The sequence below is a fragment of the Tellurirhabdus bombi genome (genome assembly GCF_021484805.1).
Classification (GTDB): Bacteria; Bacteroidota; Bacteroidia; order Cytophagales; family Spirosomataceae; genus Tellurirhabdus; species Tellurirhabdus bombi.
Window position 1 is genome coordinate 2,541,804 of the sequence record NZ_CP090557.1, and the last position, 25,962, is coordinate 2,567,765.

At 50.6% G+C, this 25,962-nt stretch carries 26 protein-coding genes; 14 read left to right on the forward strand and 12 right to left on the reverse strand.

Annotated features, from left to right (window positions below; all coding sequences use genetic code 11):
• Nucleotides 1–113 precede the first annotated feature (113 nt).
• The gene (locus tag L0Y31_RS10735) at nucleotides 114–1,187 is read right to left on the reverse strand and encodes an Ldh family oxidoreductase (protein WP_234733064.1); all 1,074 of its coding nucleotides are present in this window, start codon (nucleotides 1,185–1,187) and stop codon (nucleotides 114–116) included.
• A 197-nt stretch (nucleotides 1,188–1,384) separates the two neighbouring features.
• Between L0Y31_RS10735 and L0Y31_RS10740 the strand changes: the two genes are divergently transcribed.
• The 4 genes from L0Y31_RS10740 (at nucleotide 1,385) to L0Y31_RS10755 (ending at nucleotide 4,928) form a co-directional block, all read left to right on the forward strand.
• Complete coding sequence (locus tag L0Y31_RS10740; RefSeq protein WP_234733065.1) at nucleotides 1,385–1,960, forward strand: SH2 domain-containing protein; 576 nt, start codon at nucleotides 1,385–1,387, stop codon at nucleotides 1,958–1,960.
• Between the two features lie 138 nt (nucleotides 1,961–2,098).
• Nucleotides 2,099–3,337: a 3-phosphoshikimate 1-carboxyvinyltransferase gene (locus L0Y31_RS10745; protein WP_234733066.1), complete on the forward strand. Its 1,239-nt coding sequence runs from the start codon at nucleotides 2,099–2,101 to the stop codon at nucleotides 3,335–3,337.
• A gap of 151 nt (nucleotides 3,338–3,488) precedes the next feature.
• The gene (locus tag L0Y31_RS10750; protein ID WP_234733067.1) at nucleotides 3,489–3,839 is read left to right on the forward strand and encodes a DUF4260 domain-containing protein; all 351 of its coding nucleotides are present in this window, start codon (nucleotides 3,489–3,491) and stop codon (nucleotides 3,837–3,839) included.
• A 27-nt stretch (nucleotides 3,840–3,866) separates the two neighbouring features.
• Nucleotides 3,867–4,928: an NAD(P)H-binding protein gene (locus L0Y31_RS10755; protein ID WP_234733068.1), complete on the forward strand. Its 1,062-nt coding sequence runs from the start codon at nucleotides 3,867–3,869 to the stop codon at nucleotides 4,926–4,928.
• Here the strand turns inward: L0Y31_RS10755 and L0Y31_RS10760 are convergent.
• On the reverse strand, nucleotides 4,858–5,892 hold the full coding sequence (locus L0Y31_RS10760) for an AraC family transcriptional regulator (protein ID WP_234733069.1): 1,035 nt from the start codon (nucleotides 5,890–5,892) through the stop codon (nucleotides 4,858–4,860). The two genes, L0Y31_RS10755 and L0Y31_RS10760, sit on opposite strands and share 71 nt — an antisense overlap.
• 132 nt (nucleotides 5,893–6,024) lie before the next feature.
• On the opposite strand from L0Y31_RS10760, the gene L0Y31_RS10765 reads away from it, so the two are divergent.
• Nucleotides 6,025–6,618: a hypothetical protein gene (locus L0Y31_RS10765; RefSeq protein WP_407084031.1), complete on the forward strand. Its 594-nt coding sequence runs from the start codon at nucleotides 6,025–6,027 to the stop codon at nucleotides 6,616–6,618.
• 60 nt (nucleotides 6,619–6,678) lie between these two features.
• Here the strand turns inward: L0Y31_RS10765 and L0Y31_RS10770 are convergent, their stop codons facing one another.
• On the reverse strand, nucleotides 6,679–9,210 hold the full coding sequence (locus L0Y31_RS10770) for an ATP-dependent Clp protease ATP-binding subunit (protein WP_234733070.1): 2,532 nt from the start codon (nucleotides 9,208–9,210) through the stop codon (nucleotides 6,679–6,681).
• Nucleotides 9,211–9,274: 64 nt separating this feature from the next.
• Nucleotides 9,275–9,931 (reverse strand): WbqC family protein, encoded by a 657-nt coding sequence (locus L0Y31_RS10775; RefSeq protein ID WP_234733071.1) that lies wholly within the window; start codon nucleotides 9,929–9,931, stop codon nucleotides 9,275–9,277.
• Nucleotides 9,932–10,049: 118 nt separating this feature from the next.
• On the opposite strand from L0Y31_RS10775, the gene L0Y31_RS10780 reads away from it, so the two are divergent.
• From L0Y31_RS10780 to L0Y31_RS10805, 6 genes are all read left to right on the forward strand, one after another.
• On the forward strand, nucleotides 10,050–10,928 hold the full coding sequence (locus tag L0Y31_RS10780) for a lysophospholipid acyltransferase family protein (RefSeq protein WP_310587081.1): 879 nt from the start codon (nucleotides 10,050–10,052) through the stop codon (nucleotides 10,926–10,928).
• Nucleotides 10,929–11,000: 72 nt separating this feature from the next.
• Nucleotides 11,001–11,540 (forward strand): 30S ribosomal protein S16, encoded by a 540-nt coding sequence (locus L0Y31_RS10785; RefSeq protein ID WP_234733072.1) that lies wholly within the window; start codon nucleotides 11,001–11,003, stop codon nucleotides 11,538–11,540.
• Between the two features lie 123 nt (nucleotides 11,541–11,663).
• Nucleotides 11,664–12,269: a ribosome maturation factor RimM gene (gene rimM / locus L0Y31_RS10790; protein ID WP_234733073.1), complete on the forward strand. Its 606-nt coding sequence runs from the start codon at nucleotides 11,664–11,666 to the stop codon at nucleotides 12,267–12,269.
• Complete coding sequence (gene trmD, locus L0Y31_RS10795) at nucleotides 12,259–12,933, forward strand: tRNA (guanosine(37)-N1)-methyltransferase TrmD (protein ID WP_234733074.1); 675 nt, start codon at nucleotides 12,259–12,261, stop codon at nucleotides 12,931–12,933. The genes rimM and trmD overlap by 11 nt, the downstream gene beginning before the upstream one ends.
• Nucleotides 12,934–12,999: 66 nt before the next feature.
• On the forward strand, nucleotides 13,000–13,965 hold the full coding sequence (locus L0Y31_RS10800; RefSeq protein WP_234733075.1) for an alpha/beta fold hydrolase: 966 nt from the start codon (nucleotides 13,000–13,002) through the stop codon (nucleotides 13,963–13,965).
• A gap of 53 nt (nucleotides 13,966–14,018) precedes the next feature.
• Entirely contained in the window at nucleotides 14,019–14,267 is a 249-nt protein-coding gene (locus L0Y31_RS10805; RefSeq protein WP_234733076.1) for a hypothetical protein, read from the forward strand.
• 12 nt (nucleotides 14,268–14,279) lie between these two features.
• On the opposite strand, the gene L0Y31_RS10810 is transcribed toward L0Y31_RS10805, so the two are convergent.
• Both L0Y31_RS10810 and L0Y31_RS10815 read right to left on the reverse strand, forming a co-directional pair.
• Entirely contained in the window at nucleotides 14,280–15,329 is a 1,050-nt protein-coding gene (locus L0Y31_RS10810) for a sugar phosphate isomerase/epimerase family protein (protein ID WP_234733077.1), read from the reverse strand.
• On the reverse strand, nucleotides 15,269–15,931 hold the full coding sequence (locus tag L0Y31_RS10815) for an endonuclease III domain-containing protein (protein ID WP_234733078.1): 663 nt from the start codon (nucleotides 15,929–15,931) through the stop codon (nucleotides 15,269–15,271). Before L0Y31_RS10815 ends, L0Y31_RS10810 begins: the two co-directional genes overlap by 61 nt.
• Nucleotides 15,932–16,034: 103 nt before the next feature.
• On the opposite strand from L0Y31_RS10815, the gene L0Y31_RS10820 reads away from it, so the two are divergent.
• Nucleotides 16,035–16,364: a DMT family protein gene (locus tag L0Y31_RS10820; RefSeq protein ID WP_234733079.1), complete on the forward strand. Its 330-nt coding sequence runs from the start codon at nucleotides 16,035–16,037 to the stop codon at nucleotides 16,362–16,364.
• A 53-nt stretch (nucleotides 16,365–16,417) separates the two neighbouring features.
• On the opposite strand, the gene L0Y31_RS10825 is transcribed toward L0Y31_RS10820, so the two are convergent.
• Complete coding sequence (locus L0Y31_RS10825; RefSeq protein WP_234737160.1) at nucleotides 16,418–17,428, reverse strand: RluA family pseudouridine synthase; 1,011 nt, start codon at nucleotides 17,426–17,428, stop codon at nucleotides 16,418–16,420.
• Nucleotides 17,429–17,550: 122 nt separating this feature from the next.
• Between L0Y31_RS10825 and L0Y31_RS10830 the strand changes: the two genes are divergently transcribed.
• Nucleotides 17,551–18,423: a 1-aminocyclopropane-1-carboxylate deaminase/D-cysteine desulfhydrase gene (locus tag L0Y31_RS10830; RefSeq protein WP_234733080.1), complete on the forward strand. Its 873-nt coding sequence runs from the start codon at nucleotides 17,551–17,553 to the stop codon at nucleotides 18,421–18,423.
• Here L0Y31_RS10830 and L0Y31_RS10835 read toward each other — a convergent pair.
• The 4 genes from L0Y31_RS10835 to L0Y31_RS10850 all read right to left on the reverse strand — a co-directional run bounded on the left by L0Y31_RS10835 (nucleotide 18,420) and on the right by L0Y31_RS10850 (nucleotide 22,545).
• The gene (locus tag L0Y31_RS10835; RefSeq protein WP_234733081.1) at nucleotides 18,420–20,078 is read right to left on the reverse strand and encodes an MFS transporter; all 1,659 of its coding nucleotides are present in this window, start codon (nucleotides 20,076–20,078) and stop codon (nucleotides 18,420–18,422) included. The two genes, L0Y31_RS10830 and L0Y31_RS10835, sit on opposite strands and share 4 nt — an antisense overlap.
• A 120-nt stretch (nucleotides 20,079–20,198) precedes the next feature.
• The gene (locus tag L0Y31_RS10840; protein WP_234733082.1) at nucleotides 20,199–20,387 is read right to left on the reverse strand and encodes a hypothetical protein; all 189 of its coding nucleotides are present in this window, start codon (nucleotides 20,385–20,387) and stop codon (nucleotides 20,199–20,201) included.
• Between the two features lie 79 nt (nucleotides 20,388–20,466).
• A complete protein-coding gene (locus L0Y31_RS10845) occupies nucleotides 20,467–20,850 on the reverse strand; it encodes a DUF779 domain-containing protein (protein WP_234737161.1) in 384 nt (127 codons plus the stop codon).
• Nucleotides 20,851–21,021: 171 nt separating this feature from the next.
• Complete coding sequence (locus L0Y31_RS10850; RefSeq protein WP_234733083.1) at nucleotides 21,022–22,545, reverse strand: aldehyde dehydrogenase family protein; 1,524 nt, start codon at nucleotides 22,543–22,545, stop codon at nucleotides 21,022–21,024.
• A gap of 162 nt (nucleotides 22,546–22,707) precedes the next feature.
• Between L0Y31_RS10850 and L0Y31_RS10855 the strand changes: the two genes are divergently transcribed.
• Nucleotides 22,708–23,637 (forward strand): AraC family transcriptional regulator, encoded by a 930-nt coding sequence (locus tag L0Y31_RS10855; protein ID WP_234733084.1) that lies wholly within the window; start codon nucleotides 22,708–22,710, stop codon nucleotides 23,635–23,637.
• Nucleotides 23,638–23,640: 3 nt separating this feature from the next.
• Here L0Y31_RS10855 and L0Y31_RS10860 read toward each other — a convergent pair whose 3' ends face one another.
• A complete protein-coding gene (locus tag L0Y31_RS10860; protein ID WP_234733085.1) occupies nucleotides 23,641–25,908 on the reverse strand; it encodes an NADP-dependent malic enzyme in 2,268 nt (755 codons plus the stop codon).
• Between the last annotated feature and the right edge of the window lie 54 nt (nucleotides 25,909–25,962).

The window sequence follows — 25,962 nt, forward strand, 5'->3', positions numbered from 1 at the left end:
GTGTTTAAGTGTGTTGTGGGTAAAACGACAAAGATACTAATAACGAGCCAGTATTCTATTTGGAGATTTTGGACTCTACTTTTCATTTACTTAATGGTCCAGCCAGAGGATCATTAAGCAATAAATGGAATACGTAGTTTTTCGGCCAGTTCCTCCAGGCTTTTCAGTACAGGTTCAATAAGCGGAATGCCTTCCGCAGCGCGGATTGCCTCCATTTCCCGTTCCGGATCGCCCGGAATCAATACCTGCTTTCCGTCAACGGCGCGTGCCTGCCGAAACGCAGCTATCCACTGGTCCATGTGCTGCTTAAATTCATCGGCTGGCCGGAAGGCGTCGATGCGCATGGCACCAAAAAAGTGCCCGGTTCCTTCGCCAACACCCGCCTGTGCCGCCATGAAGCCCGCAGTGGCAAACGGCGGAACCCAGGGGCCGTAGTTGGCTCCGGACAAAACACCCGTAAAAATATCGACCATCGCACCAAGGGCATAGCCTTTATGGCTACCGTGCTCCCGATCCGACCCCAATGGTAACAAGCCACCGCCGTTCCGAACGGCGTGCGCGTCGGTGGTTGGCTGTCCGGCAGCGTCCTGGGCCCACCCTAAAGGAGCATCCTGATTTGTACGCTGAAGGATTTCCAGCTTTCCGTATGCTACTGCCGTGGTTGCAAAGTCTGCCACAAACGGCGGTTGGGTGAGCGCCGGAACCGCAACAGCGATTGGGTTGGTACCCAGTAGTTTATCCAGCGAAAAAGTAGGAGAGACCAGCGGCGCCGCATTGGTCATGGCCCAGCCAATCATGTCGTTTTCGAGGGCCAGCATGGCGTGGTAACCGGCAATGCCAAAGTGATTGGAATTGCGTACGGCAACCCAGCCTGTTCCCGCCACCCGGGCTTTGTCGATGGCAATTTGCATTGCTTTCGGACCAACCACCAGGCCAAGTCCTTTGTCGCCATTTACTACGGCTGTTGAAGGCGATTCATGAATAATTCGGACGTCGGGCGTTGGATTTAGCCGACCGTGATCATACAAGCGGACATAACCCGCCAGCCGCGCTACACCGTGTGAATCGACGCCCCGAAGATCTGCCTGAACCAGCACCGTAGCGGCTTGTTCAGCATCAGTTTCTGAACAGCCGATGGCCTGAAAAACCCGTCGGGTAAAATCTTTTAAGCTATTTGCGTTTATCATTTTTGGCATTCTTCGGGTCCAAGGTAACTATAAATTGGACGCCAAGACATTAACAATTCAGGATAATAGTCCCAAAAGTAGGGATGAATTAGTAAACTCAAGCCGAAAAATGCTGATTGTTGAATGACGATTCGTTCTTTAATTCGTTATAATTTTAGACACTATCCCTATCACACCCACTTACATTGCCACCAAAGATGAAAAGTTTCTTCTTTATTGCTATTTTTTCTTGTTTGTTTACTGTTACTCAGGCGCAATCAACCGATACGCTATCCATTGATTCGTTGCTGATTCGTAATAATCCAGAATACGCGAATCTAAAAAAACCGGGTACGCGCTATGTGGCTTTGGATAAAGCAGGCCCATTGTCACCCTATCGGCGCTATCGTTATTTTCCCGGTCAGACAATCAAGTTTCGGTACGACGGACGCCGGTACAGAGAACGAATCAGCGTGGTGACGGATACTTCCTTTGCGCTGGTTTTAGAAAATTCCAATAATTTTCTGCCGGAAACGGTGCATTTCCGACTGGATGGGGTCGAGCGGGTTTATACGTACCGACGGTTGCCCTGGGTAACGCTTGGAGCTGTGATGTTGCCCTTGGCGGGTGTTGTTTTTATGGGCGCTGATATTGTAAACAGTCGACAGATTAATACCAGGGCGCTGGTGCCAACGGGCGTTTTGATTGGTTTGGGTGGCGTATGCTATAAAGCGAGTTTTATAAGTATACCTATCAACCGCAATAATAGACTTAAAGTGCTCAAAACGTATTGATAATGAATGAATAAAGGGCAGTGAGCCGTTGGTAGGGGAGGTTTGGCTTGTAATTTCATCGGGCATTATTTTCGATTCGTTATTCATTGTGCATCCCGAATGGTACTTTTGCGGGAAATTCACTAATCCTTTCCGGCATTGAGCGCTGTACAACTGACTCCCCCGACTGGCCCTGTCCGGGCGACGATCCAATTGACTTCCTCCAAGAGCGAAAGCAATCGGGCTTTGATTATCAACGCACTGACTGGCTTTCAGGCCAACTTACACAATATTTCTGCCGCCCGCGATACGCAAACCATGATTCGGCTGTTGGAGTCTGATGAGCCCGTGGCCGATGTGCTGGACGCCGGAACAACCATGCGCTTTCTGACGGCGTATTTTGCCGTTTCGGGAAAGCACAAGACCCTGACGGGTACACCCCGCATGTGTGAGCGTCCCATTGGGATTTTGGTGGATGCCCTGCGGGTACTGGGCGCCGATATCGAATACCTGAACAACGAAGGTTTTCCGCCGCTGACGACGCGAGGATTTAACAAAAGCGATACGAATCGGGTAGCCGTTCGGGGGGATGTGAGTAGCCAATATATTTCTGCACTGGTGATGATTGCGCCGTTGCTGCCTGATGGACTGGTGCTCGAACTAACAGGTGACGTTGGTTCGCGGCCTTACATCGAAATGACCCTGAAGCAGATGGAGCATTTTGGCGTTCAGTCCCAGGCCGATTGGTCAACTAACACAATTACCGTTCCTGCCACTCCGTACGTCGCCCGCGATTACGCCGTCGAATCCGATTGGTCGGGAGCAAGCTACTGGTACAGCGTTGTCGCCTTAGCCGAAGAAGGTTCCGAAGTCGAACTGCTAGGCTTAAAAGAGCAGTCGTTGCAGGGAGATAGCGAAATAGTAGCCATCATGCGACCGCTGGGCGTTGAAAGTACCTTTTTCAACGGCGGGGTTCGCTTAACCAAAATTCCGGCCCAGCCATCACTGGCCTGGGACTTTACTGATTGCCCGGATCTGGCCCAGACCGTGGCCGTAGTGGCCGCCGTGAAAGGCGTTTTGTTGACGCTGACGGGCATCGAAAGCCTAAAAATCAAGGAAACAGACCGCGTAGGAGCACTTCAGGCCGAACTGCAAAAAATTGGTGCGAAGTTAGTCGAGGTAGAAACCAATACACGCTACGAAGTTCGTCAACTGCCATCGGCGGATGAGTCGGCGGTTCCGTCCATTCATACGTATGACGACCACCGGATGGCCATGGCTTTCGCGCCGGTTGCCATGCGGCGGGAGGTTATTATTGAAGAGCCGGGCGTCGTGGCGAAATCCTACCCGTCGTTCTGGGACGATTTTGCAAAAGTGGCTAGCGTAGCCCAGCTTTAATACAAAGAATCAGGGATTAACTAGAGTATATGCTGCTTAATCCCTGATTTAGTCAGATTTTCGTTTTTGGTCACTTCATTTTCATTTCCGGTCATCTTCGATCCGGTGTTTATGGCGGACTTTTGTAATAAGAATTTTAACAGCAAAAGCCGTGAAGAACCTCCTGAAAATTGAAGAACTCGCCCAGTTTACCCTCTCAATTGCTATTTTTACTCAGCTTCCTTACGCCTGGTGGTGGTTTCCGGCGTTAATTCTGGTACCTGATTTAAGCATGCTTGGCTATCTGGTAAGCACCCGCCTGGGCGCCTATCTCTATAATTTAATTCATCATAAAGCAACGGGCATTATCGTTGGCAGCCTGGGCTTCTTTTTGCAGGACCCAGCCTGGATGCTGGCAGGATGCATCCTTTTTGCGCATTCAAGCATGGACCGCCTGTTTGGCTACGGATTAAAATACACCGATAGCTTCAAGCATACGCATTTAGACATTATTGGTAAGTAGTTTCCTTTCCACCCTAATCATTCACTCATGAAAACTTATTTCAGTACGCTTGTCCTCGGGGCAACCGGTAGTTTAGGCTATGCCTTTACGGTTAATCTATTGCAGAGAAATTTACCCGTCACGATTCTGGTTCGAAACCGGGGCAAAGCCGAAAAGCTATTTTCTAACGCGCCTACGCTAACCATTGCGGAAGGCGATGCGCAGAATGCAGACTTGTTAAAGCAACTGGCTGTCGGTAAAGATTTTATCTTTCACGGCATCAATTATCCGTATCCAGAGTGGTTCGGTAACATGGACGCCGTAACGCGCAATGTGATTGAGGCTGCCGCCACCACTGACCAGCCAGCGACGATTGTCTTTCCGGGCAACATCTACAATTTTGGCAATAGCAAGACGCCGATTCGGGAAGAGAGCCAGCCAAGCCCGTGTACCCGAAAAGGCCAGTTGCGCGTTGATCTGGAGGCCATGTTGAAAGAAGCAGCGACAAAGGAGCGATGTAACGTACTGAATGTGCGGTTGCCGGATTTCTGGGGTCCTAATGTGCTGAACGAAGGCATACGGCCTATTTTTGAAGGGGCTCTAACTGGAAAAGCCATGCCGTGGATTGCAAACGCCCGAATCGCCCATCAGGCCGTATACACACCTGATGCCGCTGAAGTAATGGTACAATTGATGCAGGAGGCCGTGGAGCTACCTTTGGGAACGTATCAGGTTTGGAATTATGGCGGCGAAATCTGGCCTTCCGCTCGCTGGTTCTTCGAAAAACTGACACGTTTGACGGGAAAGCCCCTGAAGGTGCGAGTATACCCGCCCCTGTTATTCCGCTTTCTCGGCCTATTCTCGCCTATGATGCGGGAGCTTACCGAAATGCTCTATCTTTTTGAAAATACGGTTGTGATGGATGACGAAAAGCTGCGTAAAAAGCTCCCTGATTTTCAGCCAACGCCCCTTGAAAAAGCCATGACAGATACGCTAGCCTGGTTTGCAGAAACACAGTTAAGTCATCAGTTTCAACCCGTTACGCCGATTGACGGAAAGTCAGGCGGGAACTCCGATAATCCCCAGGCGTTGAACCTGTCCATTTCTTGAAAGACCGGTAAAATACACTAGGCTCGGAATAGCCTAGCAAATAGGCAATGTCGGTTGTGCTTAAATGCGAGTCGCGGAGGTGCTGCTCGGCCAGGTCGCGCCGCACTTCGTCCAGGAGTTGCTGGTAGGTAACTCCTTCTTCCTTTAAGTGCAATTGAAGCGTCCGAAGGCCCATTGAAAGCCGGTCGGCAACTGCCGCCAAAGTAGGCTCTTCTCCTTTTAGTAGCTCAATGATTTCCTCTTTAACGCGTACTTTTAACGTAGTCCCATTTGACGTACGAAGTTGACTAAGCAGGTTTTCAGCACGTTGTTCAAACAACGGGAACAAGCCGGGATGCGCATTTAAGATGGGCGTATCCAGCCAGCTTGCATCCATGATCATTTTGGTTTCAGGAGCGTCAAAAGTCAATCGGGCGGGCGCAAAAATTCGCTCGTGTTCGCGGCTGTCGAGTGGGCGGGGATAAGCGAAAGAGATTTCCTTGGCCGCAACAGGCTGGTTGGTTAGGGCGCGCATGGCTGCCAGGTAAATTGATAGCTCAGAATTAAGCACGTGATCCAGGTAAATAATATCTGGGCTAATGATCTGAAGAACCATGCTGAACTGATCACCACTCTTCTGCATCTTTGTAACCACACCCTCACAAACAATGTCCTGATACTGGCAAAGTTTATCCAGTGCTTTTTCCAGTGTTGGGCAGTGCATCATCACATAGGCCAGCACACCAATAGCAGCCGGATTTATCATCTCGCTCATGTGCAAGGCAAGGGCAGGATCGCCAGTCGCTGTAATTGCTTCGTGCCAGAGCGCCTGTACTGTCGGAATGGGAATCCGGCCATCAGGGTCACCCAGCTGCTCCGGTTTGACACCAACGGCCTGAATCAGATCGCTGGGATTAGCGCCGCGTTGTTGGGCGGCAAACAGAATCATATTAAAAGACGAAACCGAAAGCGTTTGAGTAGCCACGAGTAAATGAATAGTAACAGGCAATAAAGATAGAAAATTAATAAAGGCAATTCGTGAAAGATTAACGTCATCCACATTTGACGACCCAAAAAAACTCGCTAAGTTGCTTATCAATCCAACCCTCTAATCTTTATGAAAAACCTTGCTCTTCCGGTCGTGCTACTAATGGTTACGGCGCTGAATGCTTCGGCCCAGACCGCTCTTCCCAGTACTGATCTTCAGATTAAAACTGCCCTTCTGGCCGCCCCAACCGAGAAGCGGGAGGGAGCCTTGGTTTATGGGTATAACGCTCAAAAAGAGTTTGTTGTGCTTCGAAAAGGTTCGAATGATTTGGTATGCCTTACCGATGATCCCGATAAAAAAGGCCTTTCGGTTTCCTGTTATCACCGTGATCTGGAACCTTTCATGAAACGAGGCCGTGAATTGCAAAAAGCGGGCAAGAAATCCGACGAAATTATGCAGATTCGGGAAGAAGAAACCAAGGCCGGTAAGCTAAAAATGCCAAAGCAGCCAACGACGCTGTATGTCTTTTCCGCCAAAGATGAGAATTACAATTTGTCAACGGGAGAAGTGAAAGACGGTTACTTGCGGTATGTCGTTTACATCCCTTACGCGACTACCGAGAGTACCGGTTTACCTTTGAAGGCGGAGGCACCCGGTATGCCCTGGCTCATGGATCCCGGAACCCACCGCGCTCACATCATGATCAATCCTCCGCAGCAGTAAAATGAAAAGCACAAAAAAAGGCTGAACGAACGTCCAGCCTTTTTTTTATCTATAACCTTATTAGTTAGCTACTTCTTCTTGTTTTTTCACCGAGATGTTAAGCGCTTCACCGTTGTCGTCATAGTCAGCCATAATGACATCGCCTTCTTTAAGATCGCCTTTCAGGATTTCCTCAGCGACGGGGTCTTCGAGGTATTTCTGAATGGCACGGCTCAAAGGACGAGCACCATACTGTGGATCGTAGCCTTTTTCTGACAGGAAGTCTTTCGCTTTATCCGTCAGTTCGACTTTGTAGCCGAGGCTGGTTACACGACCCAGCAATTTGCCGAGCATGAGGTCGATGATCTTGTGAATATCTTCACGTTGCAGTGAGTTAAACACGATTACATCGTCCAGACGGTTCAGGAACTCCGGCGAGAAAGCTTTCCGCAGGGCGTTCTGAATAGTGCTCTTCATCGCATCATCCTGATTTTCGGACTTAGCTTTGGTCGCAAAACCAATACCTGTACCGAAATCTTTCAGGTCACGAACCCCAATGTTCGACGTCATGATGATGATGGTATTACGGAAGTCAACGCGGCGGCCTAAACCATCGGTCAGGATACCATCGTCAAGCACCTGCAACAGAATGTTAAACACATCCGGGTGTGCTTTTTCGATCTCATCCAAAAGCACGACTGAATAAGGCTTCCGGCGGATTTTCTCCGTCAACTGACCACCTTCTTCGTAACCAACGTAGCCCGGAGGCGCTCCAACCAGACGGCTTACGCTAAACTTCTCCATGTATTCCGACATATCGATCCGCACCAGCGCATCTTCTTTGTCGAATAGGTAAGTAGCGAGCACTTTGGCTAACTCGGTTTTACCAACCCCGGTTGGACCCAGGAAGATAAACGAGCCAATTGGTTTCTTCGGATCTTTCAGACCAACCCGCGTCCGCTGAATGGCTTTCACCAGTTTCTCAACGGCTTTGTCCTGGCCAATCACGCGACCTTTCAGCTGTTCGCCCATGTTCAGCAATTTGGCTCCTTCGTTGGTAGCCACGCGGTTTGTCGGAATACCCGTCATCATCGCTACGACTTCGGCTACGCTTTCTTCGTTAACCTCATAGCGTTTCTTCTTGGTTTCTTCTTCCCACGCTTGCTTAGCACGGTCAAGCTGATCGATCAGGCGTTTTTCCTTATCGCGAAGCTGGGCGGCTTCTTCGTATTTCTGGCTTTTAACAACCTGATTCTTCTCTTTCTTGATATTCTCAATGCTTTCTTCCAGCTTCAGAATATCCTCAGGAACAGAGATATTAGAGATGTGTACGCGGGCACCAACTTCATCCATTACGTCGATGGCTTTATCGGGCAGGAAACGGTCAGAAATGTAACGTTCTGACAGCTTAACGGCTGCTTCGATGGCCTCCGGCGTATAGTTAACGTGGTGGTGTTCCTCGTACTTATCTTTGATGTTGTTCAGGATTTCAATGGTTTCTTCAACCGAAGTTGCATCCACCATAACAACCTGGAACCGACGCGCTAAAGCGCCATCTTTTTCGATATACTGACGGTATTCGTCCAGCGTAGTAGCACCAATACATTGGATATCTCCACGGGCTAAGGCTGGTTTGAACATGTTGGATGCATCCAGCGAGCCGGAAGCTCCACCAGCGCCAACAATGGTATGTAACTCGTCAATGAATAAGATAACTTCCGGCGATTTTTCCAGCTCGTTCATAACGGCCTTCATCCGCTCTTCAAACTGACCACGGTACTTGGTACCAGCTACCAGCGAGGCAAGATCAAGAGTTACAACTCGTTTGCCAAACAGCACCCGCGAAACCTTCTTCTGAACAATACGCAGGGCAAGTCCTTCGGCAATTGCCGTCTTACCAACGCCTGGTTCACCAATCAGAATTGGGTTATTCTTTTTACGGCGGCTTAGAATCTGAGCAACACGCTCGATTTCTTTCTCACGGCCAACAATAGGATCAAGTTTTCCTAATTCTGCCAGCTTCGTTAAGTCCCGTCCAAAGTTATCGAGTACAGGCGTACGTGATTTTTCGGCTCCTTTCGGGTCTTTCCCCGACGAAGAACTACCACTTCCACCAAACATGCTGCCGCGTTCGTCATCGTCGTCGGTTTCGGAGCCCATATGTGGGCGCGTACCTGATGATTGATATTCCAGCATTTCCTTAATGACTTCGTAGTTAACGTTGTACTTGTTCAGAATCTGGGTAGCCACGTTATCTTCATCCCGCAAAATAGACAGCAGCAGGTGCTCTGTACCAATTAGAGGGCTTTTGAAGATTTTTGCTTCCAGATACGTAATTTTTAACACTTTCTCCGACTGGCGGGTCAGTGGGATGTTAGCCAGATTCTTGACGTTGTTGGTGGCGGTTCCTTTGGTGGCTTGTTCGATCGTTAGTCGTAATTCTTCCAGAGAAATTCCCAATTTTTTCAAAAGCCCGACGGCTACCCCCTCACCTTCCCGAATCATGCCCAGCAGCAGGTGCTCTGTGCCAATGTAATCATGGCCCAGACGCAAGGCCTCCTCTCTGCTGAGTGTGATGACTTCTTTTACTCGGTTCGAAAATTTAGCTTCCATTCGCTGTGGGGTCTATAAATCGTATTGCGTCTTATTACTCTAACGAAATTTTTTTCGGGTTTGTTCACTCTAAACGAGAGCATTGTAAGATCTCACTGGCGAGCGGCCCCTGACAAAAAATCAGATCAATAAGACTTAAGTTAGGTACAAAATCACTGCCAAAATTCTGAAGGTACGGAAATGGCCGGTATACACTGCCACTTTGATCGTCGCCACGTGGGCTAATCCACGCATGCATGTCTGCTACTTCTGCCTTATTCGGTTGTTTCTCAAATTCTTCGGTGATTTTCAGGGATTTTTGCCATCCGAGGGAATGCAGACAAATTGTCAGCATCTCAACATTCAGATCAAAAAGAAAAGTATATTTTTTTTGGTAAACGGTTCTAAAATTTTCGGCATAGTGCTCAAAAAAAGCGGCTTTGCGGTAAGCTGTTTCCAGGCATCGCCATTGCTGCTCAGCCCATGACTGCCGGTAATCGATCTTTATATCGCGAATGGCTTGTTTGTGCGTGCCGTTCAAAACCGGAACTGTAAGCCGGTCCACACCATTAGCTGTCCGTACATAACAGCGATTTCTGTAACTTTGCTTTCCATAATGCTCGGCGGCTTCCAGCCAAACCGTATCGAAAGGATAAATAGCAGTAAAATAGGCCAGACAAGGTAAGTAATGAGCTTCTATTCGAATGGCATTTATGGACTGCTTAACTTGGTACTTTTCCAATAATCGTTATTCTATCTTATAAATCCAAATAACGAGAAAAATGTCGAACAGTCAACTTTTTCGGTAAATTTTTATTTCGTTTTTATAGAGTGGTATACCAGCTGTTCTTTATTTTCTAATGAGCCTGTTTTTTTTTCGCCTACTTTCCAAGCTACCAATCAGTTGGTTATATATTCTGAGTAACTTCTTGTACTTTTTGTTGGCCCGTGTCTTCAGGTATCGCCGTAAGGTAATTGAGCAAAATCTCGCCAACTCCTTTCCCGAAAAATCGGCTGCCGAGCGGCACCAGATTGCGCAGGGCTTCTACCGCCATCTGGCCGACCTCATTGTGGAAACCATCAAGATGCCGGCTTTTTCAGTCGGTGAGCTGCGCCGTCGGGTGACATTTTACAATGAGGAGGTCGTGAAAAACTACCTGAAAGCGGGGCATAGTGTAATTATCATGGCGGCTCACCAGTGTAATTGGGAGTGGGCTCCTTCGGCTGCTGTGCTAAACGGAATGCCAGCTGACGCCATTTATAAGCCGTTGGCTAGCCAACGATTCGAGAAGATTGTGCGGTATATCCGCTCTGCTTTTGGCGCAAAACCTGTGCCCATGCACCGCCTGCTACGGGAAATTGCTGCCCGGAAAAACGAACCTCGCCTCATCGCGCTGGTTGCCGACCAGGTTCCCGATAGACCCGAAATGGGCTACTGGACCAATTTTTTACACCAGGAAACCCCCTTTTATCCGGGTACGGAGCGCCTCGCCCGCAGCCTGAAACATCCGGTTTTTTACATTGAGATGGAGCGTGTCGGGCGGGGCTATTACATCGCTACGTTTCGGCCCGTTGCTGAACCGCCTTACGAGCAGCTTTCACCAGGCGAAATTATTGATCGCTACCGGGATTTGTTGGAAAAAACAATCCGCAAAAACCCGTCAGATTGGCTCTGGTCGCACAAACGCTGGAAGCATTCCCGAAAAAGCTTCGAAGGAATGGGGCAAACACGTTGGTAAACAATCAAAAAATCAGTAACTTTGCGCCCGGTTTTGGGGGACGTGTTCCTTCAGGAAAAATAAACCACTACAATGGCAGTTAAAATCCGTTTATCGCGTCGGGGACGCAAAAAACTGGCTATCTACGACATCGTTATAGCCGACGCCAGATCACCACGGGATGGTAAATTCATTGAAAAAATTGGGTCATACAACCCAAACACCGATCCTGCTACCGTTACGCTGAAGTCGGAGCGCGCAGTTGATTGGTTGTTGAAAGGTGCCCAGCCAACCGATACGACTCGTGCCCTTTTGTCGCACGAAGGCGTTATGCTGAAAAAACACCTGCAAGTTGGGGTACTTAAAGGTGCCATCACGCAGGAACAAGCCGACACTAAGTTCGACGCTTGGAAAGAAGAAAAAGAAGGCCGCAAAGCCGGTGTTGCTGAAACGAAATCTCAGAAGAAAGCGAGCGACAAACAAGCGCGTCTGGAAGCTGAGCAGAAAGTTAGCGCAGCCCGTGCCGAAGCCATCGCTAAAAAGAACGCCGTTCCAGAACCAGAGCCTGAGCCGGCGGCTGAAACTGAAGAAGCACCAGCGGCTTCTGAAGGCGAAGAAACAGCGGCTGAATAAGCATAATTTCCTCTTTAGACAACTGATGGGCGTCTGTTCTGCCAATGCGGAATGGATTCCCGTCAGTTGTTGTTTATAGGGTATACTAAATGAATAAACGGTCGCTGCGGCGATCTAATTGCTGTGACGAAAGACGATTGTTACCAACTGGGTAAAATAACAAAAACACATGGCGTACAGGGAGAACTGGTGTTCTTTCTGGATGTGGATGTGCCAAATGTATACGACGAACTGGACTCGGTACTGGTCGAGGTAAGGGGCGAACTGGTGCCTTACTTTATTGAGTCCATTTCGATCCACCGCAACCGGGCCATTGTCGGTCTGGAAGATGTAGACACGATTGAGGCGGCGCAAAAGCTGATAAATTGCGATCTGTACCTGCCTTTGGAGAACCTGGAAGAACTTGACGAAGGCGCGTTCTACTTCCACGAAATTGTTGGTTTTCTGGTACGCGACGAAAAAATGGGAGACTTGGGAACGGTACGGACCGTATACAGCATGTCTACCCAGGATCTGATTGTGATGGATTATCAGGGGCAGGAGATTTTAATTCCCTCAAACAGTGATATTGTCACAACCGCAGATCGGGAGCAGAAAGTCCTGAATGTTCGCTTGCCGGAAGGTCTGATTGATTTGTACCTGGAAGAAGGTGCTGGAAAAAAAGAGCAGCCTGACGACGAAGACGAACCAATTGATTCCGACGAACCAACTTTCCCCGATGAGGATTGATATTATTACGTGCCTGCCTAAATTGCTGGATAGCTTTTTTGCGCATTCCATCGTGCAGCGGGCGCAGCAGAGCCAGCAGGTCGAAGTGGTTATCCACGATCTGCGTGACTATTCAACGGACAAGCACAAGCGCGTCGACGACTATATGTTTGGTGGCGGGGCCGGTATGGTCATGCAAATTGAACCCATCGCGCGTTGCATCCGGGCTCTGCAGGCGGAACGTTCTTACGACGATATTATTTATATGACGCCGGACGGTGACCGCTTCGACCAACGGACAGCAAACCGGCTTTCGCTGGCCAAAAATCTGCTCATTCTTTGTGGGCACTACAAAGGCGTTGACGAACGCGTGCGGGAGTTGTTTATCACGAAAGAAATCAGCATCGGTGATTACGTGCTGACGGGTGGCGAATTGCCCGCTGCGGTGGTTGCTGACTCCATTATTCGGCTGATTCCGGGGGTCATTTCCGACGAAACCTCGGCCTTGACGGATTCGTTTCAGGATGATTTACTCTCGCCGCCCGTATACACGCGCCCGGCAGACTTTGAAGGTCATGCCATTCCGGAAATTCTGCTTTCGGGTCACGAAGCTAAAATCAATGAGTGGCGATTTGAAAAGGCCGTGGAGCGAACCAAGGCAAGACGGCCTGATCTGCTGGGTTAAAAAGCAGATTTGCCCAACAAAGCGCCTTGTTTTTCTGTTGGCAGAACAAAGACCAACCGAAATGCAATGCGCTTTTTTAGTTACCTACTGATTTTTCTTTTCGTTGTTTCTCGTGGTGTTGCTCAGGATACCGGCGAAATCAATTATGCTTATCCCGTTCAATATTTGCCACTGACTATTGAGTCGAAGCCTGTCAAAATGGCTTACATGGATGTTCGGTCTGAGCGTCCGAACGGCAAGGTTGTTTTGCTCTTACACGGTAAAAATTTTAATGGGTATTACTGGAAAAGGGTAATCCAGTGGCTCACAAAAAATGGCTACCGGGCCATCATTCCTGATCAGGTGGGCTGGGGCAAATCATCGCACCCCGACATTCATTACAGTTTTCACCGGCTGGCGGCCAACACAAAAAAGCTGCTAGATACCTTGAATATTCCTAAAGTGACAGTGTTGGCGCATTCCATGGGCGGCATGCTGGGTACGCGCTTCTCGCTCATGTATCCGCAAACGGTTGAGAAGTTGATTCTAGAGAATCCAATTGGCCTGGAAGATTACAAAACCTTTGTGCCCTTCCAAACCATTGAGCAGCAGTACCAGAAAGAACTAACTGCTTCGTATGAGTCCTACAAAAAATACCAACAGAGTTACTATCCGATCTGGAAACCGCAGTATGAAGATTTAGTCCGGGTGCAGGCCAGCGATCTGCGAGCGCCGGATTTCAAGGCTATTGCCTGGTCAAATGCCATCACCTACCAGATGATTTACGAACAGCCCGTCGTGTACGAATTTGCTAACTTGGCGATGCCAACCGTATTGATTTTGGGTCAGGAAGACCGTACTGTGGTTGGCAAAGCACTGCTGGCTAAGTCGGAGCAGGAGCGGCACGGGCAGTATCAGGCGCTTGGTAAAAAAATCGTTCAGCAATTGAAATCGGGCAAACTGATTGAACTGACCGGCATTGGCCATATTCCGCACATACAGGAACCGGAGCGCTTTTTGAAAGCGTTGCAGGAGGCTTTACAGGAGAAATAGAACACAAACCGCCGGGAACCGAAGCAATTGACGTTTGTGTTTTGCCATTGCCTATGAATACAGAACCGTCAACGCGCCACAGCCACGCTCTGCCCGAACTTCGTCTTTCGCTTAATCTGCTTTACGTCGGTCGGCTTCTGCTGGGCATGACCACGCATTCGCCAAACCAGGAGGAAACGCTCGAAACCCTCGACGAACACATTGAAGAGGTAACGGACGAACTGGTAGCCACGGAACTTCTGCACGAAGCCGCTCTGCTAGCTGGTGATGTGCTGCCGCCAGCCGAGGAAGTACAGCCCTAATTCTCCCCTTGGCTAACTGATCATAGCGTTCCGCATCAGTTCCACACTTTTTCGCACGCCGGTTTTAGCATCTTCCTTGCCTTCAAATTCAATCGATAAATAACCCTGGTAATTGGCTTTACGCAGGAGGTTGAAAATGCGTTTGTAGTCTAGATCGAGCGAATACCACTCCCCGCCGCCGTAGTAGGTTTTGGCTTGAACGAACGTGGCGTGGGGCGCTACTTTTTCCAGTTTGTCGTAGGGGTTTTCCAGGAAATTACCCGTATCGAGCAAAACCCCCATCCAGGGCGAATCAATCGCTTGGCGAATGCGCAGCAGTCCTTCCGGCATTGACGACAAACCCCAGTGGTTTTCCAGCGCCAGCATCACGCCGCACTCGGCAGCTTTAGGTAGGCACTTTTCAATGCTGTCGATCACCCATTTGAAACCCTCATCTTCCGTATGCCCCGGCAAAATGGGTTCGATGCCACGCTTGGCCATCAGTTCATCAAACGACTTGATGGTATTCCAGCGGCCCGTATTCAGCCGCATACACGGAATGCCCATCTTGTAAGCCATTTCAATGCCTTTGATGGTATGGTCGATGTTTTTCTGACGTTCCGCCGCGTCCGGGTAGACGAATCCTTGGTGGATGGACAGGCAAATCAGGTCGATACCCGCGTGGAAGGCATGCCGTTTCAGCTTTTGCAGGTACGCGTTGTCTTCACCTTCCATCTGGCGGTGCAGAATATCGACGCCTTCCACGCCAAGCTTGGCCGCTTCGTCGATCACCATTTCGATAGGTACCTTAGCCGTTTTAAAATGCCAGTACGAATACGAAGAAATGCCCAGTTTGATGCGCGGAGCCGCCGGGATCGTTGGTGCTGGTGTATTTGGGGTGGGTAGAAGTGGAGTAGCGGCCAGCGTCGAAGCAGCCAGGAAAGAGCGGCGGGAGAGGGTCATGTTGATGGGGCTTAGCGAATCGATGTACCAGAAATATACACAAAAATCCGGTTCTCCAATCAGCGATGCTTCGTCACGCCAACCTGCTCGCACCAGGTCAGAACGGGGCAGGTGGAGCAATGGGGGAGGGTGCCCGTGCAAATGTGCTTCCCGAACGGCATCAAAAGCCGGTTGATGTCAACCCACTGCGATCGAGGGACTTTTTTCTCTAGTTGAAGCATGGTCTTTTCCGGCTGGCTGGCCTCCACAAAACCCCAGCGGTTCGTGACGCGGTGCACATGAATATCCACGCTGATTCCCGCGTTGCCCGTCGATACACCCAGCGCTAGGTTGGCACACTTGGGACCAACGCCTTTCAGACTAATCAGCGTTTCGTAATCGGCGGGAAGCTGGCCGTCAAATTCGTCTACCGTCCGCTGGGCAATGCCGAGCATGGTTGCGGCTTTCTGGTCGGGGTAACTGCTACCGTAGAGCAGTTGGGTGAGCCTTGAAGCATCGAGTTGAAGAAACTGTTCCGGCGTTCGGGCAACGGCAAACAGCCGCTCCGATATAGGAATGGTCGTTTCGTCCAACGTCCGAATGGAGATAATGCAGGAAATTAATTGCTCAAATAAACTGCTATACCCACGCTCGGTCAACTCGAACATGGCGGCTTTCGGGTAAGGCCGAATGGCCTCTTCGACGCGGGTAAGAACAACATCAAGATCAAAGTCAGGCTTCATGTAAGCCTTAACTTCGGCAAGAGGAGAAGGGTTTTTTATTTCGCGGATCCGCGTAAATTCGCACCACTTTTAGCCGCTTTATATCCTTACTCCAACTTAATTTATGCGGACTGTCATTTTGCTCGTTATGTCCAATCTTTTTATGACAACGGCCTGGTATTGGCACCTGCGCTTCAAGCAGGAGGCGCTTTGGAAAGTTGTCCTGATTAGCTGGCTGATCGCTTTCTTCGAATACTGGCTGGCGGTTCCGGCCAATCGAATTGGATCGTACCAGTTCAGTGCTTTTCAGCTCAAGACCATGCAGGAGGTAATAAGTCTGGTCGTTTTTGTCGCGTTTGCCGTCTTTTACCTGAAAGAAGAGGTAAAGTGGAATTACATAGTGGGTTTCGCCCTGATCGTGCTGGCGGTGTTTTTTGTCTTCAAGAAATGGTAAATTTTCGGGAAAGCAGATCAAAGGTACAGCCTAGTGACGCTTTCCCGAAGCCCTTACCGATTGGCGATGTAACTTTCCCATTTTTCCAGTGCCGCCTGAAAATCACTGGGCAAGTCCGAATCGAACTGCATCCATTCTTTCGTCTTGGGATGGATAAAACCCAGTGACTTAGCGTGGAGCGCCTGCCGGGGAATCAGGTTAAAGCAATTCTGCACAAAAGCTTTGTAGGAGCCGTTGGGGGTTCCTTTCTTGATCTGATCGCCGCCGTACATGGCATCGTTGAACAGCGGATTACCCAAATATTGCATATGCGCCCGAATCTGGTGCGTCCGTCCGGTTTCCAGATTGCACTGCACCAGCGAGACATAGTGCAACGTTTTCAAGACTTTGTAGTGCGTAACGGCGTGTTTGCCCTGGCTTCCGTCAGGGTAGACAACTTGCACTTTGCGGTCGCGCACACTGCGGCCCAGGTGGCCAACGATGGTTCCGGCGGCTTCCTTGGGTTCGCCCCACACCAGGGCGTAATACGTTCGCTCAATTGTGTGCTCGAAAAACTGCCGGGCTAGGTGCGTCATGGCGTAATCGGTTTTGGCAATTACCAGCAGGCCAGACGTGTCTTTATCAATCCGGTGAACCAGACCGGGACGCGCCTCGCCATTGCGATGCGTTGGTAAATGCTGAAAATGATAGACCAGTGCGTTAACGACCGTACCCGACCAGTTGCCATGCGCGGGGTGTACCACCATGCCAGCGGGTTTATTCATCACCAGCAGATCATCATCTTCGTAAACGATGTTAAGCGGAATATTTTCTGGAATAATCTCCGTATCACGCGGCGGATGCGGTAGTGATACCGTGATGACATCCAGCGGTTTAAGCTTGTAACTCGCCTTGATGACTTTGCCGTTCACCTTGACCGATTCGGTATCAATCCCGTTCTGGATTTTGGTGCGGGTAGCGTTTGGAATACGGTCTTTTAGAAACTGATCGATACGAATCAGACTCTGGCCTTTATCAGCCACAATCCGGTAATGTTCGTACAGTTCGTCCTCATCCGATTCCATGCCCGCTGCGGGGTCAAGGCCATCCAGCTCATTCTCCCAATTTTCTGCTGTATCTTGCATTCCGTAGTTAATCAATGGCTAAAGAAACGGTTCAGTGACCGTTCTCAGCTGCAAAATTACAAATGTTGGAAGATTTCTTCGCATTGGCTGCTGGCTCGCGGCTTCAGTTCCTGCCCAATCCATTTCCAGAACCGGTTTCTATTCGGTTATTTCTAAAGCGGGACGATGAACTACATCCGAATGTTTCCGGAAATAAATGGCGCAAATTAAAATACAACCTGCTGGAAGCGAGCCGCCTTAGCCAGAACACGCTGTTGACGTACGGCGGCGCTTTTTCGAACCACATCTATGCCGTGGCATCAGCGGGGAAAGTATTTGGTTTCCAAACGATTGGTATTATTCGGGGGGAGGACCACCGCGAACGGGATACACCTACCTTGGCTTACGCGCGTGAGCAGGGAATGCGGCTCCATTTTGTCACGCGCGAACAGTTTCGGCGTAAGGATGAAGCCCCATTTCTGGCTGATTTGCGGCAGTCGTTCGGCGATTTTTACAACCTTCCGGAAGGCGGCACCAACGAGCTGGCCGTGCGCGGCGTGGCAGAAGTAATACCTGAAATCAGGGCGCAGTTAGGCGCTGCCCCAGATTATATATGCTGTCCCGTCGGAACCGGGGGAACGCTGGCTGGACTGGTAGCCGGAGCGGCTGAACCAACGCGGGTGATTGGCTTCGCGGCACTGAAAGGGGTAACGCCAACCGATTCTTTACAGACGGCCTACCATTTCGGGGGCTATGCGCGCACCAAGCCAGAACTGATTGACTTCATTCGCCTTTTTAAGCGGCAAAACGGAATTTTGCTTGAGCAGGTTTATACGGGTAAAATGCTGTACGGCATTTATGATTTGGCCCGACAAGGCTATTTTCAACCGGGTTCAACGGTGGTGGCGTTGCATACCGGCGGCTTGCAGGGACGAAATGCCGCGTTGCTCGATTAACCTTCCAGGTCGCCCATTCCCGCTGTAGCAACTACGGCGTGCGTGTCGGTTTCTGGTTCCGGCTGATTGATAAAATGGGACACAACCGGTAATTCGGGGCCGGAATGATATTGAAGAACACGATCCTGAATCCGCTGATCTTCTTTCGTAAACCGCTGGTGCTGGCGGAGGTGCTCATCCCAGGAAGAAACCAGAAAAAACTCTACCTGCCGCAGCGGATTGTTGGTGTCCGTAAAGACGCCCGCACGAAGGGCACCATCCCGTAATCGCAGCCGTTTCAGCGACTCCATGGCGCGCAGAAAATTATCCCGATCGCCTAAACGAACATGGTATTCAATCATGATAACCACGGGTCCCTGCCCCGGTCGAATGGGGTCACTGATAGCGGGGTGCGGCCAATTGCGGGCGGGGGATAAGTCCAGAGAATCGCCCATTGGGAGCCGAAACGGAATAACCAGCAGCAACGACAACAGCAGCCAGATTCCCGCCGCCATAAGGGCGACCGATAAGCCAAAACGGTCGGCAACCGAACCCCAAACCAAACTGCCCAGGGCCATACCGCCCTGAAAAATAAGCATGTAAATACTTAGCACCCGCGCCTGAACCCACTTGGGAAGTTGCAGCTGAATGGAAACATTCATGCTGGTCATAACCAGCAGCCAGGCCGTGCCGCAGATAAACATGATGGGGTAAAGCACATACACGGAGGTGACCAGAGCAAGCGAGAAATTAACCCCGGCAAAAATAGTAACCGCAATAATAACCCGCAGATCGGGGCTGATGCGCTCGCGCACTTTGTTGAGCGCTAAGGCTCCCGTAACGGCACCCGCTCCCAGCCAGGTCAGCATCAGACCGTACGAACTGGATTCCAGATTTAACTTGCGCGCTACCACGAGGGAAAGCAACGCCCACATGGCGCTGGCCCCAAACGTAAACGAAAAGGCTCGGACGAGAATGGCGTGCAGCGAAGGCGAATAGCGCACGTAACGCATACCAGCAATCAAGGCCGTAAAGAAGTCTTCAACCGGTGCAGTGGCAGTTACAGCAGTGCGTTGCCAGCGATAAATAACCAAAAAGGTAGCAATAAACGAAACGCCATTCAGCATAAACACAAAACCCGGCGAATAATAGGCAATGACAAGGCCACCAATGGCGGGACCAATGGCGCGGGACAGGTTCATGCTAATGCCGTTCAGGGTAAGCGCCGTCGGCAGGATCGGTCGTGGCACTACCTCGGGCGTGACCGACTGCCAAGCCGGACCATTCAGGGCGGCCCCCGTTCCCAGCAGGAACGTAAAGAAAAGGACCAGTTGCGGACTGGCCAGCCCACTCAGCGTAACAATGCCTAACGTAAAGGCGACGATGGCCATAAAGCCCTGCGTGGTCATCAGGAGCTTGCGGCGGTCCAGCAAATCGGCTAGTGCACCCGCCGGAATGCTAAGCAAAAAGACGGGTAAGCTCGTGGCCGTTTGCATTAGGGCCACCAGCACCTGCGAGTCGGAGAGTGTGGTAAGCAACCAGACCCCCGCCATGTTCTGCATCCAGGTACCGATGTTGGAGACAAAGGCAGCCAGCCAGATAGCTTTAAAAACCGGAAAGCGAAAAGCCTCCCACAGAGAAGGACTGGAATTAATCGTTGGCGAAGAAGGCGTCATGGTACTTTTAGCGGAAATACCTCTGTCTGGAAAACAGATTCTAGTTGCGGAATGTTACTGGCCAACAGCAAAAAGACCGGTAGCACGCTACCGGTCTTTCAAAATAGGGCCTTGATAAGCCTAGTTTTTATGTCCTCCTTTGGAGCCGCCAGTTGAGCCACCGCCACTGTGGCTACCTTTATTGCTGTTGCTGTGGGACGTGCCGCTGCGTGTTCCTTTGGAGCCTTTTTGGGCGCCGTTGCTTTGTTTATCACCCGCCTGGCCTCCGCCAATCATCTCCTCGTACGTTTCCAAATCCTTGTTAGCCATAACGTTAAGTTGTTAAAGGTAAGTGTATTTAATTAACTACCTAACTAAACCCGTTTGATTAGAGAAGGGTTGACTGTAATTAAGGCAACGGTCCAACGTGTACGGCTGGTAATTGCTCTAGTTGGTCCATTTCCAGCAAGCGGGAGCGAATGATAAAGCGGATACCCAGCGGAATTTCCAGCGAAAAACTAGCCCCACGACCGGGGGTGACATCGACAGTCAGGTGAGTATGTTTCCAGTATTCAAACTGATCTTCGGCCATCCAGAAGTCACAGCCGTGAACCTGGCCCAGCAGCACATCCGTAGAACCAATCTGAAAATCACCCTCGGCAAAACACATGGGCGATGATCCGTCGCAACAGCCGCCGCTCTGGTGAAACATCAATTCACCGTGCTGCTTCCGCAGTTGATCAATCACTTCGGCAGCCGCAGCCGTCACATCGACGCGGGAAAGAGAAACCATATAAAAAAATATAAAGAGCGAAAGAGATAAAGAATGAAAGAGCGGTTCGGTAATGAGCGAAAAGGTAGAGAGTGGAAGAGCGATCCAGCAAAGAGCCAAATCAATGCGCTGGATCAAAGCGAAAGAGGGAACCACTCCAGATCGCTCTTTCGCCATTCACTCTTTCACTCTTTAAAAAAATCCTAGTTTGGATTTGCTGTACGAGATGAGTAGGTTTTTAGTCTGCCGGTAGTGGTTCAGCATCATGGCGTGGTTTTCGCGACCAAAGCCCGATTTTTTGTAACCGCCGAACGGCGCGTGGGCCGGATATTGGTGGTAGCAATTTACCCACACCCGACCGGCCTGAATGGCCCGCGGAACCTGATACATTTCGTGGGCATCACGGGTCCAGAAGCCAGCGCCGAGTCCGTAAAGCGTATCGTTGGCCATCTGAACGGCTTCTTCCGTGCTTTTGAAGGTCGTCACGGAAACCACCGGACCAAAAATTTCTTCCTGGAAGACCCGCATTTTGTTATGCCCCTTCAGAATGGTTGGCTGGATGTAATAGCCTTTTTCCAAACCGCTGTTGAGGTTAGCCGGTCCGCCGCCGGTTAGCACTTCGGCCCCTTCTTGCTTGCCAATATCAATGTACGACAGAATTTTTTCGTATTGGTCGTTAGAAGCCTGCGCGCCCATCATCGTGCTCGGATCGAGTGGGTGGCCCATTTTGATGGCTTTGGTCCGTTCCACCACGCGCTCCATGAAACGGTCGTAAACGCTCTCGTGAACCAGCAGCCGCGATGGACAGGTACAAACTTCGCCCTGGTTGAGCGCAAACAGAACGGCCCCTTCCACACACTTATCAAAAAACTCGTCGTCGGCGTCGGCGATGCTCGGCATGAAGATATTCGGCGACTTTCCGCCCAATTCCATCGTAACCGGAATCAGGTTTTCCGAAGCATACTGCATGATCAGGCGGCCCGTGGTAGTTTCGCCCGTGAAGGCCACTTTCGCTACGCGTTTGGATTGCGCGAGGGGTTTACCCGCCTCCGGCCCGAACCCGTTGACGATGTTAATTACCCCCGCCGGAAGAACACCTTCCAGCAACTCCATCAGCACCAGAATGGATGTAGGCGTTTGCTCGGCGGGTTTCATCACCACGCAGCAGCCCGCCGCCAGGGCCGGAGCCAGCTTCCAGGTCGCCATCAGCAGCGGAAAATTCCAGGGAATAATCTGCCCAACAACGCCAATCGGTTCTTTAATAATCAGCGAAACGGTCGTGCTGTCCAGTTCGGCCAGACTGCCTTCTTCCGCTCGAATCACCCCGGCAAAGTACCGAAAGTGATCCACGCAAAGCGGAATGTCGGCGGCCATCGTCTCGCGGACCGCCTTTCCGTTTTCCATTGTTTCGACGCGGGCAATATAATCCAGGTTGTCTTCAATAATATCGGCAATTTTCAGCAGGAGGTTGGAGCGTTCGGTGGCCGACGTTCTCGACCAGCTTTCGAAGGCTTTATGGGCCGCATCCAGCGCCAGTTCCACGTCGGCCGCCTTTGAGCGGGCCACGCGGCTGATCAGGCTGCCATCAACGGGTGAATGGTTTTCAAAATATTCTCCGTCTACGGGCGCAACCCACTGTCCACCAATGTAGTTTTCGTACTGAGCCTTGAACATGGGCCGGTCGAGAGCTGGGTTTGCGGTTTCAATCGTTTCCATAATTTGACAGGTGTTTAGCGTAGATAATCAATTGGTTGGGTTTATTTAGTCACAAATTTTGCCGATATTGTGCAAGAAGTGTTGCGCCGAAATCTCATTTTGTTTCGGTATTCTCTCATTTTATTGCCGCCATCTGGTCGCGATGAAGAAGTCAGAAGCCCTATGAAATATGCCAAAAATAGCTCTGCAAACCACCTTGTGAATGCCTTTGGTGGTCGGCTGGACCGTCTGGTTGAGAATAAACTGACACTAGGTCATGACAACGCCGAACTGCACCTCTACGAAACATTTCAGCGTGCCCGACTGGTCGAATTGCAATTCGATGCGCCCGTATTAACCAGTATGTTGAAGGGAAAAAAAGTAATGCACATTGATGAGCTGACGCCGTTTGATTACCTGCCGGGAGAGTCGCTAATGCTGCCGGCGCATAAGCCCATGCGCATTGATTTTCCCGATGCGGAGCTGCAAACGCCCACGCGCTGCATTGCCCTTACCATTTCGGATGAGTTTATTCGAGAGACGGTCAATACCCTAAATGAGCAATGTCCACTCGTGGAGGAAGCGGGGGAGTGGCGGCTCGAAGCGAACAATTACCACTTGCGGAATGATTACGAGATGAATTCACTGATCGATAAAATCATTCGCACGTTTCGGAATGACAATTCCTTCAAGCCATTTTTTATTACCAATTCGCTGAAAGAACTGGTGGTTCGGCTCATGCAGACCCGCGCTAAAAGTGTGCTGCTGGACCAGACGCAACAGTACCTGAGTACCCATCGACTGGCGTTTGTGATTGATTTTATCCGGAAAAATCTGACGCGCAATCTATCCATTGACGAGCTATGCAACAAAGCCTGTTTGTCTAAATCGCATTTTTTCCGGCTGTTCAAGAACGAATTGGGTATGTCGCCCGTGCAGTTTATTCTGACCGAGCGCATCCGGCTGGCAAAGCAAGTGCTTAGCAATCCGGCCAAATCCATTACCGATGCCTGCTACGAGTCAGGCTTCAACAGCCTGACCCATTTTAGCAGTGCATTTCGTTCGGTGGAGCAGATTAGTCCGCGTCAGTTTAAACAGCAGCTCAAACTCTGAGCGTTACTGTTCGGCCACCGCAATCGCTACCATGTTGAATACTTCCCGAACCGTACTACCTAATTGCAGGACGTGAATCGGCTTTTTCAGACCCATCAGAACCGGGCCTATTTTTTCAATCTGAGCAATTTCTTTTAGGAGGTTATACGCGATGTTTGACGCGGCTAGATTTGGGAAAATCAGCACGTTCGCGCCGGTTTGCGCCAGGGGCGAGAAGGGGTACGTTTCTTTCAGCAGGTCCAGATTGAACGGTAAGTGCGCCTGCATTTCTCCATCAACGATCAGGTTCGGGTGCTTGGCCCGCAGAATTTCGGACGCTTCGTGCATCTTAGTCGCATCTTCGCCCGACGCACTGCCAAAGGTTGAATAGGAGAGCAGTGCCACGCGGGGCTCCACCGACAAACGCTGGACCTGCCGGGCTGCCAATTCGGCGATTTCGACAATTTCGTCCACCGTCGGATTTAGGTTGACCGTCGTATCGGCCAAGAAAAGTGGCCCGAACCGGCTCATCAGAATGTACATTCCCAGTACCTTACGAACACCTTTTTGCCGCCCGATCACCTGCAAAGCCGGACGAATGGTTTGGGGGTAATTGCGGGTAAGACCGGAAATCAACACGTCGGCCTCGCCCGTTTCGACCATCACGGCGCCAAAATAATTCCGGTGTTGCAGCAAGCCCAAAGCATCGGAATAGGTTAGTCCTTTTCGCTTTCGTTTTTCGTAGAGAACCTGGGCGTATGCGGCGCGTTTGTCGGCCTGATCCTTATTTCTTGGGTTAATGATGATGACCTGATCCGAAAACGTCAAAGCCTGTTCCTGCATCACCTGCTGAATAACGGCGGGGTCGCCCAGCAGAATAGGAATCGCAATGCGCTGTTCGAGCACTTCCTGCACGGCCCGTAGAACCGTCAGATTTTCACCATCCGTAAACACCACTCGCTTGGGCCGTTCCTGCGCCTGGGCAATAATGCCCCGAATGAGTGAATTATCCTGACCCAGACGGCGCGACAATTGCAGGCGGTATTCATCCCAATCCGTAATCGCTCTTCGAGCCACGCCCGATTCAATGGCTGCCTGGGCTACTGCCGGGGCAATGGTGGTGAGTAGGCGGGGGTCGGTTGGTTTGGGTAAAATATATGTTTTTCCGAACGATAGGCTAGTCGTTCCGTAGCTGCGGTAGACACTTTCCGGTACTGTTTTTCGGGCCAGCGAAGCCAACGCCTGCACGGCGGCCAGCTTCATCGCTTCGTTAATTTCGGAGGCACGCACGTCGAGCGCCCCACGGAAAATATAGGGGAAGCCCAACACATTATTGACCTGATTCGGGTAATCGGAACGTCCGGTGGCCATGATCAGGTCTGGCCGGGCAGCCGTAGCTGTTTCATAACTGATTTCGGGAGTGGGGTTAGCCATCGCAAACACAATGCAGTTAGGGGCCATCGACGCAACCATTTCCGGACTGACGACATTACCAACCGACAAGCCCAGAAAAACATCGGCACCCCGAAGCGCATCGGCTAAGGTCCAATCCGTTGAAAAACGATCCGTAACGTAGACATACTGGTTGGCAGCTAGATTTGTGCGCGACGTATGCAGCAAACCATCTTTGTCAAAAACCGTAATGTTTTCGCGCGGCAAACCCAACGCCACGTATAAATTCAGGCAGGCAATGGCGGCGGCTCCGGCTCCGTTGGCCACCAGCCGAATCTGGCTGATGTCTTTCCCCGACAGTTCGAGGGCGTTGAGCAGGGCGGCTGAGCTAACAATGGCGGTGCCGTGCTGGTCGTCGTGCATGACCGGAATGGTGAGTTCCTGGCGGAGCCGCGTTTCTATTTCGAAGCAGGCCGGTGCCGCAATGTCTTCCAGGTTAACCGCCCCGAAGGTTGGCTCCAGAATTTTTACGGTTCGGACAAACTCGTCAATATTGTTGGTATCTAGCTCAATATCAAAAGAATCGATGTCGGCGTAAATTTTGAAAAGCAAGCTTTTGCCTTCCATTACCGGCTTGGAAGCAACGGGGCCGATGTTGCCCAGACCGAGCACGGCCGTCCCGTTGGAAATAACCGCGACCAGGTTTCCTTTGGTCGTATAATCATAGGCTTTTTCGGGAGCGACGGCAATTTCGAGGCAAGGTTCCGCCACACCGGGGGAATAAGCTAACGAAAGATCGCGCTGGTTGGCCGTTTCTTTGGAAGGAACAACTTCAATTTTTCCGGGGCGGCCTTTGGCGTGATAATGCAGGGCATCTTCCCGAAGTTTTTGACTACTCATCTGGCTTGAAGATCAAGTGGAGGATAAATAAACCCAATTATTCGTTAAAAAATG

Coding starts and splice junctions, on each gene's coding strand:
- L0Y31_RS10735 (WP_234733064.1), bottom strand. CDS start 1,187: ATGATAAACGCAAATAGCTTAAAAGATTTTACCCGACGGGTTTTTCAG.
- L0Y31_RS10740 (WP_234733065.1), top strand. CDS start 1,385: ATGAAAAGTTTCTTCTTTATTGCTATTTTTTCTTGTTTGTTTACTGTT.
- L0Y31_RS10755 (WP_234733068.1), top strand. CDS start 3,867: ATGAAAACTTATTTCAGTACGCTTGTCCTCGGGGCAACCGGTAGTTTA.
- L0Y31_RS10765 (WP_407084031.1), top strand. CDS start 6,025: ATGAAAAACCTTGCTCTTCCGGTCGTGCTACTAATGGTTACGGCGCTG.
- L0Y31_RS10770 (WP_234733070.1), bottom strand. CDS start 9,210: ATGGAAGCTAAATTTTCGAACCGAGTAAAAGAAGTCATCACACTCAGC.
- L0Y31_RS10780 (WP_310587081.1), top strand. CDS start 10,050: ATGAGCCTGTTTTTTTTTCGCCTACTTTCCAAGCTACCAATCAGTTGG.
- L0Y31_RS10785 (WP_234733072.1), top strand. CDS start 11,001: ATGGCAGTTAAAATCCGTTTATCGCGTCGGGGACGCAAAAAACTGGCT.
- trmD (WP_234733074.1), top strand. CDS start 12,259: ATGAGGATTGATATTATTACGTGCCTGCCTAAATTGCTGGATAGCTTT.
- L0Y31_RS10800 (WP_234733075.1), top strand. CDS start 13,000: ATGCGCTTTTTTAGTTACCTACTGATTTTTCTTTTCGTTGTTTCTCGT.
- L0Y31_RS10805 (WP_234733076.1), top strand. CDS start 14,019: ATGAATACAGAACCGTCAACGCGCCACAGCCACGCTCTGCCCGAACTT.
- L0Y31_RS10815 (WP_234733078.1), bottom strand. CDS start 15,931: ATGAAGCCTGACTTTGATCTTGATGTTGTTCTTACCCGCGTCGAAGAG.
- L0Y31_RS10820 (WP_234733079.1), top strand. CDS start 16,035: ATGCGGACTGTCATTTTGCTCGTTATGTCCAATCTTTTTATGACAACG.
- L0Y31_RS10825 (WP_234737160.1), bottom strand. CDS start 17,428: ATGGAATCGGATGAGGACGAACTGTACGAACATTACCGGATTGTGGCT.
- L0Y31_RS10830 (WP_234733080.1), top strand. CDS start 17,551: ATGTTGGAAGATTTCTTCGCATTGGCTGCTGGCTCGCGGCTTCAGTTC.
- L0Y31_RS10835 (WP_234733081.1), bottom strand. CDS start 20,078: ATGACGCCTTCTTCGCCAACGATTAATTCCAGTCCTTCTCTGTGGGAG.
- L0Y31_RS10840 (WP_234733082.1), bottom strand. CDS start 20,387: ATGGCTAACAAGGATTTGGAAACGTACGAGGAGATGATTGGCGGAGGC.
- L0Y31_RS10845 (WP_234737161.1), bottom strand. CDS start 20,850: ATGGTTTCTCTTTCCCGCGTCGATGTGACGGCTGCGGCTGCCGAAGTG.
- L0Y31_RS10850 (WP_234733083.1), bottom strand. CDS start 22,545: ATGGAAACGATTGAAACCGCAAACCCAGCTCTCGACCGGCCCATGTTC.
- L0Y31_RS10855 (WP_234733084.1), top strand. CDS start 22,708: ATGAAATATGCCAAAAATAGCTCTGCAAACCACCTTGTGAATGCCTTT.
- L0Y31_RS10860 (WP_234733085.1), bottom strand. CDS start 25,908: ATGAGTAGTCAAAAACTTCGGGAAGATGCCCTGCATTATCACGCCAAA.